The sequence below is a fragment of the Pseudarthrobacter arbutini genome (genome assembly GCF_054510915.1).
Genome location: NZ_JBTNDQ010000015.1, coordinates 86,085 through 101,688 on the forward strand (window position 1 = coordinate 86,085; position 15,604 = coordinate 101,688).

The 15,604-nt window shown below is 61.7% G+C and carries 15 protein-coding genes and 1 pseudogene; 8 read left to right on the plus strand and 8 right to left on the minus strand.

Annotation, left to right across the window (positions count from 1 at the left end):
* Positions 1-142 precede the first annotated feature (142 nt).
* Positions 143-2,482 carry a hypothetical protein gene (locus ACX80V_RS16920; protein ID WP_485844107.1) on the plus strand — a complete coding sequence of 780 codons (2,340 nt, stop codon included), beginning with the start codon at positions 143-145 and terminating at the stop codon, positions 2,480-2,482.
* A gap of 467 nt (positions 2,483-2,949) precedes the next feature.
* Here ACX80V_RS16920 and ACX80V_RS16925 read toward each other — a convergent pair whose 3' ends face one another.
* The 3 genes from ACX80V_RS16925 to ACX80V_RS16935 form a co-directional block, all read right to left on the minus strand.
* Positions 2,950-3,348, minus strand: a complete 399-nt coding sequence (locus tag ACX80V_RS16925) for a hypothetical protein (RefSeq protein ID WP_485844108.1) — start codon at positions 3,346-3,348, stop codon at positions 2,950-2,952.
* A gap of 992 nt (positions 3,349-4,340) precedes the next feature.
* Positions 4,341-4,889 carry a hypothetical protein gene (locus ACX80V_RS16930; protein WP_485844109.1) on the minus strand — a complete coding sequence of 183 codons (549 nt, stop codon included), beginning with the start codon at positions 4,887-4,889 and terminating at the stop codon, positions 4,341-4,343.
* On the minus strand, positions 4,889-5,386 hold the full coding sequence (locus ACX80V_RS16935) for a hypothetical protein (protein WP_485844110.1): 498 nt from the start codon (positions 5,384-5,386) through the stop codon (positions 4,889-4,891). Before ACX80V_RS16935 ends, ACX80V_RS16930 begins: the two co-directional genes overlap by 1 nt.
* A 257-nt stretch (positions 5,387-5,643) precedes the next feature.
* On the opposite strand from ACX80V_RS16935, the gene ACX80V_RS16940 reads away from it, so the two are divergent.
* Entirely contained in the window at positions 5,644-5,982 is a 339-nt protein-coding gene (locus ACX80V_RS16940) for a hypothetical protein (protein ID WP_485844111.1), read from the plus strand.
* Positions 5,983-6,032: 50 nt separating this feature from the next.
* Here the strand turns inward: ACX80V_RS16940 and ACX80V_RS16945 are convergent, their stop codons facing one another.
* The 3 genes and pseudogenes from ACX80V_RS16945 to ACX80V_RS16955 all read right to left on the minus strand — a co-directional run bounded on the left by ACX80V_RS16945 (position 6,033) and on the right by ACX80V_RS16955 (position 7,047).
* Positions 6,033-6,242, minus strand: a complete 210-nt coding sequence (locus ACX80V_RS16945) for a hypothetical protein (RefSeq protein ID WP_485844163.1) — start codon at positions 6,240-6,242, stop codon at positions 6,033-6,035.
* Positions 6,243-6,403: 161 nt separating this feature from the next.
* A pseudogene (locus tag ACX80V_RS16950) lies at positions 6,404-6,466 on the minus strand (hypothetical protein); the annotation flags it as partial.
* Positions 6,457-7,047: a hypothetical protein gene (locus ACX80V_RS16955; protein WP_485844112.1), complete on the minus strand. Its 591-nt coding sequence runs from the start codon at positions 7,045-7,047 to the stop codon at positions 6,457-6,459. The gene ACX80V_RS16955 and the pseudogene ACX80V_RS16950, both read right to left, overlap by 10 nt.
* A 432-nt stretch (positions 7,048-7,479) precedes the next feature.
* Here ACX80V_RS16955 and ACX80V_RS16960 point away from each other — a divergent pair, with 432 nt between their 5' ends.
* Complete coding sequence (locus ACX80V_RS16960; RefSeq protein ID WP_485844113.1) at positions 7,480-7,929, plus strand: hypothetical protein; 450 nt, start codon at positions 7,480-7,482, stop codon at positions 7,927-7,929.
* Complete coding sequence (locus ACX80V_RS21835) at positions 7,922-9,109, plus strand: alpha/beta hydrolase (protein ID WP_498049673.1); 1,188 nt, start codon at positions 7,922-7,924, stop codon at positions 9,107-9,109. Before ACX80V_RS16960 ends, ACX80V_RS21835 begins: the two co-directional genes overlap by 8 nt.
* Positions 9,110-9,117: 8 nt before the next feature.
* On the opposite strand, the gene ACX80V_RS16970 is transcribed toward ACX80V_RS21835, so the two are convergent.
* Together ACX80V_RS16970 and ACX80V_RS16975 are read right to left on the minus strand one after the other, a co-directional pair.
* On the minus strand, positions 9,118-9,600 hold the full coding sequence (locus tag ACX80V_RS16970; protein ID WP_485844114.1) for a DUF4192 family protein: 483 nt from the start codon (positions 9,598-9,600) through the stop codon (positions 9,118-9,120).
* A gap of 14 nt (positions 9,601-9,614) precedes the next feature.
* Positions 9,615-10,148 carry a DUF4192 family protein gene (locus ACX80V_RS16975; RefSeq protein ID WP_485844115.1) on the minus strand — a complete coding sequence of 178 codons (534 nt, stop codon included), beginning with the start codon at positions 10,146-10,148 and terminating at the stop codon, positions 9,615-9,617.
* A gap of 1,062 nt (positions 10,149-11,210) precedes the next feature.
* On the opposite strand from ACX80V_RS16975, the gene ACX80V_RS16980 reads away from it, so the two are divergent.
* The 4 genes from ACX80V_RS16980 to ACX80V_RS16995 all read left to right on the plus strand — a co-directional run bounded on the left by ACX80V_RS16980 (position 11,211) and on the right by ACX80V_RS16995 (position 15,294).
* Positions 11,211-12,551: a Mu transposase domain-containing protein gene (locus ACX80V_RS16980; protein WP_485844116.1), complete on the plus strand. Its 1,341-nt coding sequence runs from the start codon at positions 11,211-11,213 to the stop codon at positions 12,549-12,551.
* Complete coding sequence (locus tag ACX80V_RS16985; RefSeq protein ID WP_485844117.1) at positions 12,548-12,979, plus strand: ATP-binding protein; 432 nt, start codon at positions 12,548-12,550, stop codon at positions 12,977-12,979. The genes ACX80V_RS16980 and ACX80V_RS16985 overlap by 4 nt, the downstream gene beginning before the upstream one ends.
* A 225-nt stretch (positions 12,980-13,204) precedes the next feature.
* On the plus strand, positions 13,205-13,612 hold the full coding sequence (locus ACX80V_RS16990) for a hypothetical protein (protein ID WP_485844118.1): 408 nt from the start codon (positions 13,205-13,207) through the stop codon (positions 13,610-13,612).
* Positions 13,609-15,294 carry a C1 family peptidase gene (locus ACX80V_RS16995; RefSeq protein WP_485844119.1) on the plus strand — a complete coding sequence of 562 codons (1,686 nt, stop codon included), beginning with the start codon at positions 13,609-13,611 and terminating at the stop codon, positions 15,292-15,294. The genes ACX80V_RS16990 and ACX80V_RS16995 overlap by 4 nt, the downstream gene beginning before the upstream one ends.
* The last annotated feature ends 310 nt before the right edge of the window (positions 15,295-15,604 follow it).

The following is a 15,604-nucleotide window of genomic DNA, read 5'->3' on the forward strand; positions in this document are numbered from 1 at the left end:
TGACTCGCAACTGCGAGGATGGCCCCGATGGATGTGTCGCTCATTCATCCCGCTATTTCCGTTAGCCACCGGGAAGCTTTCGTCACACCCGAAACATGGATCCTTGATGTTCTCGCGGTCCTAAATTAGTCAAACTTGGACCATGACAGATTCCTCGGAGGACGATCCATTGTTTATGCGTCTTCTCGAACAACAGTTGACGGCACTTGAACGGCTCTATGAAGCGTCCGAATCATTGGAGGAAGCACTCGAGAACATTTCCCGGCAACGTGATGGAGCAATCGCGGAACTTCGGGGCATAGTTGCGAATCTGGATGCGTTCGATGTCATAGCGAACCTGTACTTGGTGTCGCTGCCTACCGACATAGACTCCTACGTTGAAAGTCAGCATGAGTCGTTGCCGAGCCTTACGGAACTCGCGGCATTGCTGCTTGCCGAGCGCGAGCCGCGAGTTGTGGGTGATGTGACGCAGACTGGGGGCCAGGAGCTGGAAGATTTGCATGGAAAGCTACGGGCCCTTTTGGATCTTGAAGCCATACGCTTGCATGTTGAATTGCAGAAAGCCGATGAGGTCCTCGCAAACGATCATGACACTCCGACGGATGTCGTCCCACCGCGTATCGAATCACGAATGCGTCTGTCGATCGTGTCGGCCGAGCTCTACATGCGCAACCGGCAGTACATGGACAAGGAACGGACACTGCTGCTGGAGCTGTTCTCGCCGCCTGCAATCGATTTGGCCGTCCGCGAATTCCTCGGCTACGGGGTCGTGGATCTTCTTGAGCTCTTCGATTCAACAGCAGGCTGGCTCCAGAGGAAGCTAGTCGATTCAGGCGAAGAGGCCAGGACTTTTCTGGAAGAGCAGCTGGCCGTAAACGAGGATGTTCGAGCAGTCATTGAAGCAACTGGACTTGGGGATGCCGAAGCTCTCGACCACCTTGTCCGGGCTGCCGTGTTCCAGCAGATAGCGGGTTATGGGTCTTTCTCAGCTGACGAGTTGGCTGGCGAGAGCACCATGGACGCTGCCCTTTTGGTGAAGATGCTGTCTGATTTCTCTATCGACCTCGAGCTTCAGTCCGAAAACGTGGTGTCCGGTTACCTTGCAGGTGACAACCTCGTAAAGAGGAAGCCTTTTGCCAGCCGCATTGTAGACGGCGAACGGCGCTGGATTCTCATCCAGCCCACATCCCTGCTCTATGCGACCCGTCCTGCGCTGGAGAATGCACTCAAGCGCAGCCGATCAGCAACTGAGTACAGTGACCATCGCGGTGAACTCCTTGAATCGAAGGGCCTCGCGGAACTGGTCAAAGTGCTCAAGCCGGACATCGGTTACCAATCGGTTTACTACCAAGACCGTGATGAAACACAGGAATTTGAGGGCGATGGACTGCTGTTCATCGATCGTTTCGCAATCATCGTTGAGATGAAAAGCAAACCTCTTTCCCCCGCGTCACTCAGGGGGAACCCTGGCCGGATGTTTCTGGACCTCAAGAAGATCATCCTGGACGCAGACGAGCAGGCAAGGCGACTGCGCGCACTCCTAAACGACGGGCAGTTATTTCGTCTTAGGCGGGCCACGCTCCTGAACTCTGAAGGGCAGCCGCATTCCCAAGTGCAGGACGTCGATATCCCGATCGTTCCGGGGAGGGAAGTCCTCACGATCACCCTCTCGCTCGACAACCTAAACGCAGTCTCGACTGTTGTCGAGGAACTAACCCGGAGCGGACTGTTGAGTGGGCAGGATGACCCGCCCTGGATCGTGAACCAGCATGATCTGGAAATCATCACAGAGGTGCTTGGACGCCCATCTGAGTTCATTCACTACCTTCTACGCCGCCGCGAAATGAACATTTCCGGCTCATTCCGTGCTTCGGAGGAGCTCGACTATTTCATGAGGTACCTCACCACGGGCCTCTATACCGAACCTGGACAGCCCGGGATCGCTATGCTGCCGAGCCAGACGGACAGGCTTGACGCCTGGTACGAGTACTCTCGTGGAGATAGAGCAATTGCAGCCGAGAAGCCCCAACAGCCGATCCCGGCGGGCCTGGCGGGCCTGCTTGACTCGCTCAACGAACATCGCCCCTACGGTTGGCTTTCAACCAGCATTGACCTTCTCGACCTCGACGGACCACTCCGGCGAGAAATTGGGGATCTACTCCTCACATTGCGTCGGGAGAGCCGTATGGACAGAAAGATGCACACAAAGTTTGTCGGCTTCGGCATCGCGGGACCAGGCAAGCGTCGGGGCATACTGTTCCTCAGCTTCGCTCGGGGCGTCACCCGGGACAATGCCACCCGGGAGGCGAGCTCGCGTCTGCGATTGCGGAAACACGCCCTACGTCTCGACTACCTGGCGGCTATTGGCGTTTGGGACTCCACTGAGACCTTCAACATTTTCGTGTTCAACGACGAACCATGGCAGCCGAATCCTGCCCTTGATGAGCTCGCGCGGCGCGCAGGCTACGAGCTAGCCGAATGAGCTACGTAGCGTCGTACTGCATCGGGCCGGTAAGAGCATGAAAAAAACTGTGGCGCCTCCATCGAGGCCGCGGCAGTCGTTTTGATGGGGCAGGAAGTGGGCAAAAAAGAAGTGTTGACAGTGTCAACACTTTTAGCGTCGGACTGCTTCATACATCGGCAGGTTTGGCTCGGATTCGGTACGTTTTCCGGACTTCCCAGCGTTTGCAGGGGCTGGAATGCAGTTCGAGTCCCACCTCGGGCACAGTAGATCCCCTCGTCAGAGGGGTTTTTGCTTTAATGTGTGGACATTGTCACTCGACGGTCCCTCTGACACTGTTCCCGGTTTGGCCTGGCGCCGCGGTCGCCTATTCGGTTGTGTGGGTGGCGGGGTTAGGGCCTTGGCCTGTGGGCCTTCCGCCTGCAGGGATATGCGGCCATTCTGGTTTCCGTTCTTGCTCCTGTGGTGGCTGGGGTTTGACCCTTCACTTATTCATGGGGCCGGAGTTGTGCTGACGACATGACCTCTGGCGACATATCCTGAAGAATTTTCGTCCCCTTGCGCGTTTCTCTGGCGTAGGGGAGTGGGAAGGTGGCCGGTTGTCCGGCCAAACGTGTGTGCACATTGTGCACACTCTTGTGCACGCGCGGCTGTTCGAGCTGCATTTTGATCCCTTCCCCCTGGTTTTGCCGGTACCACTTCATGAAGTTCTCTGTTTCAGGCGACATGACTTTGCGGCCCAGACCATCGGTGTTGGTGGACGTTCCGGGTTCAGCGGGAACGTCTCCGGGGGTATCTGAGGCTGTGGCGTCCGACCCGTCGACAGGGCGGAGGTGTGTGGGATCCGGATCTTTTTCCGGGCCGCCCGGGTTTGCTTGATCCGTCATGGCCGGTCCGTGTCTGGACGCGCGGCTATCTGGGTGACTACCTGAGCCTGCTCTTTACCGGCCATGGGCTTGCTGGCGGGCGAGAATGACCGGAAATGGCCGGTGCATCACGCGGCGGTCCTGGGCACACGGAGTTTGTTCCGCAGGCTGAGGGTTGCGAGTCCCTGACGCGAGACAGGGGCGACAGCATCGCTGGCGCCGGAGGAAGCGTCTCGTTGCTATGTCTCGCAACCCACGTTCTGCCCCGTGTCATTGCAGAGTCTTAAGAGTCACATTTGTCAGCGGATGCAAAGGGATGAGAACGATCTCGCCACCTGAAACGCTGGAGCGCACCGAAATCGACCCAAACGCCGCGTGAGCTGCCACAACTATCTCAGAGGTTGAGATCGGCAGTTGCGCGTCGGACAATCCCATCGGTTTGCTGAATCTGGCACTGCTCGGGAGGGCGAGTTGCGTAGCTATCCACGTTAAGGACGCCCGACCCACTAGTGGCTGACGTGCCGTACGATCAGCTGACCAGCCCGATAGCTCCGCATGGGTGGAACGCAACACGGTTCAAAGCCCGCATGGTTGGGGCCGCCCAGCCCTAAAGGGCTATTCGCGACCAAGCCTGGCCACGGCGGCGCAACTCTATCAGGGTCCGCAAAGCCGGAGGCGAACACGGGCAGGCGCCCGTGTTCGCCCAAAGGACATGGCCGTGCATTGCGACCCCACCGTGGCGGGGGAATTCGCCAAGACCATGACCGCCCCGTACGTGTTCGGGCTGGACCGAGAACGTCGCGGTCTGTACATTGGCGTGATTCATCAGCAACTGCAGCCACCTGGGACTATCTACGAGGCTTGTTGGGTCGACTAGCTCGAAGTAGTAGGACACCCTGCTGGCTTGGTCACGCCGGCGGCGCTGGACATCTCCCCAGATTACAAACGCGGTGATTCCAAAGGCTGCGGCAGTACCGAGGCCGCCCACCCACTCGGCTACGGTTCCCCAGGTGTCAGGGTTGAAGTCCAGTATCAGCCCCTTCAATTTCCAGGTCGGTCGAACAAACCTGCTCCAGGCGCATGATATTTTCGTGGACTGCCTTAGCGGCCTTGTCGAACGCTTCCGTATCCGGGGCGCTCCTTTGCTTTACTGCGACCAATGTCTCCGTCAGCGTGCTGATCGAAAGGGCTACTCGTAGCGCCGCGACCCAAACCGGCTTCGGTGCCAAGACGCGAAAGTGCAATACAGACAAGACTCCGGCCCTTTGCAAGGTTTCGTTCAGATCTTTGCGAGAGCCCAAGTACAGGTTCACCACAGCGAGTTCCAGGTCATGCACCTCTTCGAGAAATTTTGAGTACACATCGACTTTGCGATCCCTGAGCCATTGGGCGTGTTCTAGTTTCCGTTCGTGCTCTCGCTGAGCCTCTGCCGTTTCCCGTGCGGCTTCGATGGTCGCAAGTGTGTTCCGGCTGTTGAACGCGCCGGCTATAAGTGCGCCGCCTAGGCCCGCAGCGATTGCTCCACAGGCCACAACTATCAGCCGTATAGTCTCCCCATCCATCAGGCAAGCCTGCCAGACCAAGCGCCGCGCCTAATGCCAAGGACACATACGACAATGGTCAGGACAATGCTGAGGGCAGTAAGTGCTATGCCAAGCCAAGGTATGGCGGCGAGGTCTTCCGGCACGCCACTAAGGAAAATGCCCAAGCCGATGATTGGCAGCCCGAAGGCATCCACTTGGGCCGCCCTGTCCTCGTTTGCAATGATGAGTTGATGAAGCTCCTGCCGGGCTTCGTGGATTGCCCTGGTTAGATTGGCTAGCTTCTGTTCGTGCCTATCTAGGCGAGCTGTGAGTTCGGACTTAGCGTTCTCCAACTGCGCCGACAGTCCCTCGATCCGACTAAGCAACATGTTAATGCGTTGTTCCAAGGGTGAATCCGGTCCCCACATCAGCTCCGTCTTGACGTGGCTCCTGCTCTCCAGATTCGAATTGATCAAAGGAACATTGATGGTGACGCCTTGCGGGGCGCGTCCAAAGAGTTTGTTGATGGCCAGCACAACGCCACGCCATAGACGTTTCGCTCCATCGGGTGAAGTCAGGACCGCACCGGCCAGGGCGACGCCAACTCCCGACCACCTTATTACTGCCGCTAGTGTCTCCCCATCCATAGGGACAGTCTGCCAGAATGCAGGGTACTGATAATCCCGCCACCCAGGTCGACGGCTTCACAGCCGTCACGCCTAACGGCGCCAACATCGGAATCACTTGGGACAACGCGCGCTTCTAAGATATTCGCACTGTAGGGGGATATCAGATGACATTCCTCACCGGCACAAACGCCGAACTCATCTACGCCAACACTGCAGCTGGCACAGCTAAGGCTTCCTTCACCTCGGAACTCGCTATCAACGACACCACTGGCATGGGCGCTCAACCCTCACTGCCCCCATTCTTTCTCGCCACCACACCGACGACAACGGGCAAAACCCTGCACATCATCGCGCGCGGTATCCTCAGTTCCACCGGCACCCCGACCTACACGTTCACCCTTCGCTGGCCTTGTGTCACTACGGTGTGGCCGGTGTCCACCGTGATGCCCTGCGAACGGTGGGCCGTGGTCGCATATCCCAACTCAACTGAAGCCTCAACGTAGTCACGGCTCAAACAAATCGTGGCGCCGCTGTCCCGGCGAACCGCGGTCAGCTAGCCGTTGCGCCCGCCCGTACGGACGACGTCGAGCATGGTTCCGTTCCGGATGAAGTCACCGCTACTATCGGTTATGGTGCGGTCATTTTGGCGGGCAATCACAGTGTCGCCAGCGCCTGCATGAAGTCCGTCGCTAAGCGGTACCGAGTCTTCCGCATCGACGGCGCCTTGGACCACGCGATCGGCCTGGGTGCGCTGGTTGAGCATGCCCACCGTGTATTGTCCGCTGCGATGAGAATGGAGGACTTCCCGGCGAATATGTCGGCCTGCCATCTGAGGTACGCCTGGTCAACCATGTCGAGGTGCACCCCGTGTTGAATGCGCCCGTGGCTGTCGTAGTCAGCAATGGCGGCGAAGTCCCCGGCACGAAGCTTCAGCGAGGTGTCTTGCTCGCAAGCCTCCTTGAACCGCCAAATCGTGCTCAGCCGCACCGTTTTGCCTTGCCGCTTCCGGCAGGACCGACGACGGCGTCGAGCCGGTTGCCGCTGAGCAAGACGTTGGCTGCCGCCGCCCGTTGGTCGGCGTGCAGATCGAGTTGACCACCGTGTTTGTAGCTGGCCAGCGATTCCATAGCGACGGACGCGCTCACCGCAGGGCCGCCGCCGTCGTTCCTTGCTCCGAGGACGATGTCCTCATTGGCCAGGGTCGCCGCGTCCGTGTAGAGACGGGAGCCGTGGAAATCGAAGATGCTGTGGTCTGCGAAGCGGAGATCGGCCTGGGCGTTCGCAGGGAGGGTGTACCGGTACTCATTGAGTGGGACGGACTGGGCTTCGGCAGCGGTGGCGATGGTATCGATCAGGGTGTTGCGGTCCGCGGGTGTCTGGCAACGGATTTCGGCACAGACACGTTCGGCTTCCGCGATGAGGTTCCACCGATTCCATGTGGCGCGCTTCGTGGCGACGCGCTCGCGGGTCAGGGACCCCCGCGTCGCCCTTGTGTTGATCGGCCTGGGCTGCGCTCTGGCTGTGGTGTTGGTCCTTGCCGTGCTGGGAATGAACGTTCTGCATCTCATAGGGGAGCTTGAGGCAATGACGCGTCTCTCCTACGTCTACGATGCCGCGCTAGTGGGCGCCATGGTTTTCCTCTGCGCGGGCTTGGCCTTGCCGCCCGTCGCGCGTCGGCTGGAGCGCAGGTCTGATGCCCGTGCCGCGGCTGTTCTCGTCGAACGACTGTCTGGGCTTTGGGACCGAATCACGTCGGAGCGATCCGAGATCCGACTAAATCTGGCTCAAACTGCGGTCGACCGCCATGATGCACCCAAGCGCCGCCTGCACAGGATGTTGGTGGAGATCCAGGACGCGCTGTTCGTGGACCCGCACCTTGCCCAATTGCTGAGTCAAAATGATCTGGACGTTCTCCGAGAAGCGGAGCAACATCTCGGAGCCCGGTTGGCAGCATCCGGACATCGACGACCGAGGCTGTCACGGAAAGGGGACACGACTCCGTGACCGACAGCGAAGCTGGGATCCCCGAGCAGCCGCAAGCGAAACTCGCGCGGAAGCTAAATCTCCTCCTGGATCTTTTTGAGGCCCAGGGTTCAGCGCCCCTGACATATCCGCAGATAAGCAAGCACATGTCTGACCGCGGAACTCCGTTGTCCCGCTCCCGCTGGGCCTACATGCGTGCCGGCGACAGTTCCATGGCGACAGACCTGCAGCTTTTGAAGAATCTCGCCGAATTCTTCGGCGTTGATCCCAAGTACTTGTTGGACGACGACGGCGACGTGCCCGACTTGGTGGATGCGCAGCTTCAGCTACTGCGGACACTGCGGGAAAACCGCGTGAGAAACTTTGCTGCAAGGCAACTGCAGGGGATTTCTCCGGAGACACTGCTGCGCCTACGGAAAGCCATCGACGAACATCTGAAACCTCCCGAGGACGACGCCGATGCGTAGGGCGGTTGCAGCTGTGGCCATAAGTTGTGGCATTGCTGGCGCTGCCGCCTTCCTTGCGGCGGCCTATTTTGCCCGGCAGGTTGTGGTGCCCAAGAGGCTGAGGAGGGAAGATCTGCAAATCTGTCGTGTGTTCCACGGCGTTGACGAAACGCTGATGGTGGAGTTGCCGGCATCGGCCCGGACGACGGCCCCAGGCAGGTACAGCATCTGGTTTGCCAACGGTACAGGGCATGCCTGCATTGGGGCGATCGTTTCCTCTGACGATGCTGCGGGGACTGTAACCCGGCTCGTTGAACGGGTTGATTCCGGGGATCTATGGACAGCCGAAGCCGATATATGGAGCGGATACGTCTATGCGACGCCGGCACCGTTGGGGCTGCCCTACTCGGACGTTGAGATTCCGGTCGAGAACGGCATGGCGCCTGCCTGGAAGTTCATACCGACGCAGGCGTCAGGAGATTCTTCGACTTGGGCGATCCATATCCATGGCTTGGGCGGATCGAAAGCGGGGGCTCTCCGCGGCGTGCCCGTTGCGGACCGACTGGGATACACATCCTTGGTTGTTTCACTCCGGAACGACCGCGATTCTCCTGCATCGTCGGATGGCAGGTATCACCTGGGGCAGACCGAATGGCAGGACGTTGAAGGTGCGGTGTCGTATGCCGTGGGCCAGGGAGCAAATCAGATAGTGCTGTTTGGCTGGTCCCTTGGTGCCTCAATCGCCCATCAGGTAGCGGCATCTTCGGAGTTTCGGGACCTCATCTCCCGGCTCGTTCTCAATGCCCCCGTTGTCGACTGGAGAAGCACGCTGTTGGCCAATGCCCGGTCCAGTGGGCTTCCTAGTTGGCTTGCCCGGCTTGGATTGCAGATGCTTGAGTCATCCGGAATGCGCTGGATCATGGGCCTGGACGCTCCGTTGAACTTTCATGCCCTGGACTCTTTGGCCCGGGCGGATGAACTGCGTGCTCCCATCCTGGTCATCCACAATGAAGGGGACCGCTCGACACCCTTTGCCATTTCGCGGGAATTCGTCGCCCGACGCCCCGAGCTGGCAACATTGCTCACTTTCCCGTCCGCGGAGCACACGCAGGAGTGGAATTCCGACCCGGACGGGTGGGACGCGGCGGTGGAGAACTGGCTCCGGAACGTCCCGCCGTCGTCCGCCTCCGCGTCTCGATAGCTGTGGGCCTACGAGGCTTCGAGGCCCCAGGGCCGGAAGGCCCGGTCTTTGTCCATGTTCCAGCCGGCCACCATTCCGGAGCCGATCATTAGGTCGCTGAGCCGGGCCAAACGGTAGGCAGGGTCGGCTTCGAGGGCGAGTTGCAGGAATTGGTGGGCTTTGCTGCCTCGGCCTTCCCACCAATTGACGAAGGCGATGGCGGTGTGGATGGGGGCCGAGTGTTTGGTGCTGCTGTGCGTGTACGCGTGGAGCAGCAGCTGCTGTGCCCATTCGACCCGGGACCACTGAGGCCCGCCGTCTGTTTGGGCCAGGAGAACCCGGTCCATCGGTTCGTCGATTCCTGGGATATCGGCCATGAGCTGGTCCCTGATCGCGGGGGCCTGGAAGTTGGCAATCAGATTGATGGTCTCATCGTCGTTCGGATAGGAGATCGCGTCCAGCATGCCGTCCCAGAGTGTCCTGGCTTGTTCGAGGGCTTCGCCCGGGTTCATCCTGTGAATTGTCTTCACGCAATCGTCGACGGCGTCGGCTGTGCGGCCTTCTTTGTCGAGGCCGGCAGGGTGATGCGGTTGGTCGGTGCGATGGTGCTGCCGCGGTAGACGAATTCGGCATTGATCTGGCTGGACTGGGTCGCACTCAGCGGCAGCGATAGTCCGTCCTGAGTAACGCCGTCGTACGGGGACACGGTGTTGTCTCCGACGAGGAGTCCGTCGCGGATGGTCATTCCGCGTTCGGCCAGCGCACATGTCAGTGCTGCGATGGTTGCTGTGTGCGGCTTGGGTTGCCCGGGTTTCTGGGGCTCGGAGGTGTACACGGCGAAGAGCACGCTGGCGGCGCTGGAGTCGTGGGCGAGGTAGTCGGCCACTGTGCGGGCGTACCTGAGTCCGCCCTCGCGGTTGGGGAGGTCGACTCTGAGCGTTGCGCCGACGCGGTTGGCGTCCAGGGTGATGCACACGAGGCTCTCGTGCGGCCAGAACCCGAGGGTGTGCCCTACGAAACTGAGGACGTCGGCTGGGGTTTTGATGGTGAGCGGTTCCATGGTCCTTCTCCTTCAGCGGCTGGCCGGCACCGGATGTGTCTGTCAGAAATGGGCGTCGTTCTGATAGCGGAGTCACCGCTGGGCTTGAGGGTCCGGAGTGCAACTTGGGGAACCGGGTGCGATCCAAAGTTTCGCGAGGAAATAAGCGACGGAGGAGCGCCGAACGAAACTTTGGATCGTGAGCGGCGCATGGCGCCCTGGTTGCGTGGAGGACTCGCCCAGCGATGATGGGGATCAGAATGACAAACAGCGAAGTTGCTTCTGGTGGTTCATGGAGGTGGGGGAGTGGGGCGGCATGATTGACAGAATCGCCGACTCGGGATCAGCCAGTGTGGATATAACTCGAACAACTGGGAGGAACTGCTGACGCGGCTTGAAAAGGAAGCCTCTTCAGCTGTCCGACGGCACTCCTGCAGCGGCCGTGAGGAGGCCACCCAGGCTTAATATTCCCGAGCCGGTGTGGTGGTAGGCGCTGTCGCCTGCCAGGAGGATGGGACCGTTGTAGCCCGTTTTTTGCCACCTTCATGGGACCACCTGTATAGCCAGTCATGGGACCGCCCTGCGTGTTGCGCCGGGGAGTCCTTCGTTTCCTTGTTTGATCATCGCGTCAGGGTTCTGGACGTGGAGGTCAGCAGGGGTGGTTTTCAGGGAGGTCAGCGTGGTTGAGATTCGGGAAGTGCTTCGGGCCTGGCTGGATGGTGCGGGGTTGCGCACTGTGGGCGAGCGGGCCGGGGCGGATAGGAAAACGGCGCGCCGGTACGTCCAGGCGGCCGAGGCGGCGGGGCTCGTGCGTGACGCCGGGGCCGGTGCGATCACGGACGAGCTTGTCGGGGCGGTGGTCGCGGCGGTGCGCCCGGTGAGGCCGAACGGGCACGGGCCGGCGTGGGAGGCTTTGGCCGGGCACGAGGAACAGATCCGGGCGTGGGTCACGGGCGCCGGGACGGGGAAGGCCGGCCGGGCGCTGACTTTGGTGAAGGTCCACGAGCTGCTTTCCCGTCAGGTTGCCAGGTGCCGTACCGGACGTTGCACCGCTTGTTACGCGTCGCCGACGGGGAGCCCGGGGTGGAGTGCCAGATCGACTTCGCGTTCATGGGCACCATCACGGACCCGGACCCGGACCCGGACCCGGACCCGGACACGGGCCGGGGCAGGAAGGTGCACGCCCTGATTTTCACTGCCGTGTATTCGCGCCACATGTTCGTCTGGCTCACCTACACCCAGACGCTGGCGGCAGTGATCGCCGGGTGCGAGATGGCCTGGGCCTTCTTTGGCGGCGTCTTCAAGGTCCTCATCCCGGACAATTTGAAGCCGGTGGTGACTGATGCGGACCCGGTGAACCCGCGCTTCTCCACGGGCTGGCTGGATTATGCCGCCCATGCCGGGTTCGCGACCGACGCGGCCCGTGTGAGGAGCCCGAAAGACAAATCTAAGGTCGAGCGGGTTGTGCAGTATGTGCGGGGGAACTTCTTCGCCGGGGAGGTCTTCGCGGACCTGGAGGACGCCCAGGCGCGGGCGGTGTTCTGGTGCCAGGAGAAGGCCGGGATGCGGATGCACGGCACGACCGCCGCGCGCCCGGCGGAAGTCTTCGCCGCCGAGGAAGCCCCGATCCTGTTGCCGGCACCGGCGGATTACGACGTGCCGGTCTTCAAGGACGCGAAGGTCCACCGCGACCACCACATCGAGGTCGGCAAGGCCCTGTACTCGGTGCCCGGGGACTACATCGGCTCCCAGGTCGCCGTGCGGGCCGACAGCGAGTTGGTGAAAATCTACCACCGCGGGCAGCTGGTCAAGACCCACCCGCGGATGCGGCCCGGGACCCGCTCCACGGACCAGACTGACATGCCGGAGCACAAGAGCGTCTACGCTTTGCGGGACATCACCCGCCTGATCGGCATCTGCGCCGGGCACGGGGAGAACATCGGCATCTACGCGGAGCGGATCCTGGACGACCCGCTGCCCTGGACCAGGACGCGGGCCGTTTACCGGCTCATCGGACTGGTCCGGGAGTACGGGCCCGGCGCCGTGGAGGCGGCGTGTTCGAAGGCCCTGGACCTGGACGTCGTCGCCGTGCCCAAGATCGCTTCAATGCTCGCCAAGGCTGCCGAGAACACCCCGGCGCTGCTGCCGATCGCCGCGCCGGCCGGGGCCGCCCGCTTCGCCCGCGGACCCTCCGAATACGCCGCCCCTGCCGCCAGAACCACGGCGGCGGCGGGCCGCTCTGCCAGTGCCGGGACCGGCGGTGCTGCCAGTCAAGGGACCAGCAGCGCTGCCAGTTCAGGGACGGCCGGGACGGTCGGGGTGGGGGCCGGGCCCAGATACGGCCACGGAGTGCAGCTGCACCTGGTCTTTTCCCACACCGAGGCACCAGAACAGGTGCAGACAGCACAGGAGGGAACACGATGAACCAGCTCAGCACCGCCACAACCTCGGCGGGGCCGGTGGACCCGGTCAGCGCCGATCTGTCACGGATCCTGCGGGACCTGAAGCTCTCCGGGCTCAAGGACACCCTGCCCGAGCGTCTCGTGCTGGCCAGGCACCAGCAGATGGGCCACGCCGCGTTCCTGGAGCTCCTTCTCGCCGATGAGCTCTCCCGCCGAGACTCCCGCTCCGCGACCCTGCGCGCCAACCGGGCCGGCCTGGACCCCTCGATGCGCCTGGAAACCTGGGGCGACGCCACGGACCTCAGCTATGACCGGATGCTCCTCTCGGACCTGGGCACCCTGGAGTTCGCCGAAGCCGGACACTCCGTACTTCCCTTTACTGGCGCTGTTTTTCTCCCGAAATTCTCCCTGCGACCAGGTGATCGCTCCATCGAATCAGTGCCGCTATGACGTCGGACTGGGCCACCTGCAGGGACGGTTTCAGAGAGTCTCCGGCGCTAGCGGGGGGCTCTTTTCCAGCATCGTCGCGGGTCTGCGGGGTGCCCTCCGGAAAAACGGCGGAAAAGCATCGGGCAGTAACGGGTCCGTAACGGGGGCAGGGGTTCCATTGTTGGCATGACGTTCGGCAAGACCACACTGGTGGTGGTACATGGATAACGCCGGAAAGGACCTGGCATGAGCGAAACGCCGCACCCGGCTCGCGGGGAAGCCGGAGAAGAACGGCCCGCACTGACATACGGTGAACTGCGGCGCCGCCTGGAACAGATGGGCAATCCCTGGACCGTCGACCCGCTCATCAGCGACGACGAACCTGTGCCGCAGTTCCCGATGGGCGGAGAGCAGGCCGATTCGGAGGATATCCTCCGGTTGGCTACGCGGATTGATCCGCAGGCAGATATCCGCGAATTGATAGCCATGCTTCCCCCGAACGATCCGGGGTTGCGAGAGCTATGGAACGAGACGGGCCTCCCGCTGGACAGGGAGGTCTCCGAGGCCACCTCGGACCGGCTTCCGGTGCCATCCGCTCCGGAAAGCCCGCAGCCACGGACCGAGCCAAAGGACGACGGCGGTGACACGAAATGAACATTGACTGGCGGAACCGGTGGGGACGGAGGTTTGTCACCAGCGTGAGGAGCCAGGGCAGCGCGCCGAACTGCTGGGCCTTCGGCATGACAGCGTTGTATGAGTCAATGATCCGAATCGAGCATAATCTGTGGACCCGCCGGTCCGAGGGCGATCTGGCCCGCGGCACCGGGAAACAGCCATGGGACTGGGGCAACGGCGGCGAGGCGCACATCTTCGCGGAACGGTACGGTCTGGCCGATCCGGATTGTCTCCCGTGGAGCGAGGACGCGGTCCTCTATACAGCCAAACCACACGGTGCCGCGCTTTCAGCCTTCCCCTTGTCGCCCACGTCGGACAGGGCCGGCCGCACCATGCGGCTCCGGCCCGGAACCTTGGTGTCGATGACCGATGTGCAGCAGAAGAAGGACTGGATCGATCTGGTGGGCCCCATGGTCGTCACGATGCAGATATATGACGACTTCGGCGCGGCCGGCACCCAGATCTACACGCCCAGCCAGGGAGCGGTACCTGTCGGCCTCCACATTATGCTCGTCGTTGGATTCAGCGACGACGGGCACTTCTGGATCGTCAAGAACAGCTGGGGCCAATGGTGGGGCGAGGGCGGGTACCGTCGGATCGCTTATGGGGCCAACATGCTCGAACCCGCCGAGTTCCTGGGCGTACGGGGCACCAATCCCGATCCCTGGGCCAAGCGGCGGCAGCGCACCGGGGCGCTGGTCCAGGGCGGCAACGGCGCCAAGAACAATAACTTTGAATTATTCGTCCTCGTTGGCGGGGAAATCGAGCACTGGTACCGGGAGAACTCCAACGCCCTGATGCAGTGGAACCGGGTGGGACCGATCCGCTCCCCGGATCAGTGGCGCCCCCTGCCGCCCGACGCCATCGATACCCCCGCCGTCGTGCAGAGCACCTTCAACCGGAACTTAGAGCTGGTCTACCGGTGCCGGGATGAGCGTCTGCACCACGCCTACTTCGATCAGGTGTCCGGCTGGTGGTTCGATGCCAAGGTCGTCAGCGGCGGCGGACTGGCCATGTCGAACCCGATCGGCATTCCGGGTTTTATCCAGAGCAACCGCGGGGCGCCCGGTGACTTCGAAGTCGTGGCTGTCGGCCGCTCCGGCGCGGCCGAACACTGGACGAAGCATAACTCCGCTCCGTGGACCACACCGCCGGGGCGCTGGTATCGCCGGGAGATCTTCGGCCGTGGATTCGCCTTCTCGGGACCGTCCCTGGTGCAGAGCCGCCTTGGCCTGACCGGCTCTCCGGAAAACGGAAACGGTGAACTGCACTATGTCGGTGCAACCCGTGCCGGTGACATGCAGCATTGGCGCCGCGTGCCCGGGGCAGGATGGGCGCTCCTGTCCTCCTTCGGGACTGGAGTCTCCAGCGGGCCGGCGCTCATCGAGGGAACCTACGGGGCTGGCGATGAGTCCGGGATCGGGAACTTCGAACTTTGTGTGACCGTCGGCGACCACATCCAGCACTGGTGGCGGCACAACGCCGGCCTCGGTCCTTGGACACCGGGTGCGGAGTTCGGTGACGGGGTAGCCCGAGTCGTTGGCCTGCTCCAGGGAACATACGGCACCAACCTCGAACTCATGGTCCAGCGCACCGACGGGAAGTTCCAGCACTACTGGCGTGACGGCGCAGGCTGGCACCCCGGTCCCGTGGTGGTGTAGATATCGTTCCAAATGACTTCAGCAAGAGCCCGTGGACCGAGTCCAACACGCAGGATTCTGAGACGCATCAAGATTCGCAGATCATCTGCTGATGGGTCTGGAGAGCATCCTTGAGATTGAGACCTACTGCAGCACCCTTCTATGCCCTGATTCCCAATAATCTTCCACAGGTAATGCAGCAGTAGGCGGCCACCGTGTACAGAATGATGGGCACCTCCAGCGACCGAAGGCGAAGAAAACTAGAGCGTGTAGGAACGCTGCGATAAATGGCGATGGTTAGGTTTGCTGACGTCCCTGCTGACCTGTTTGG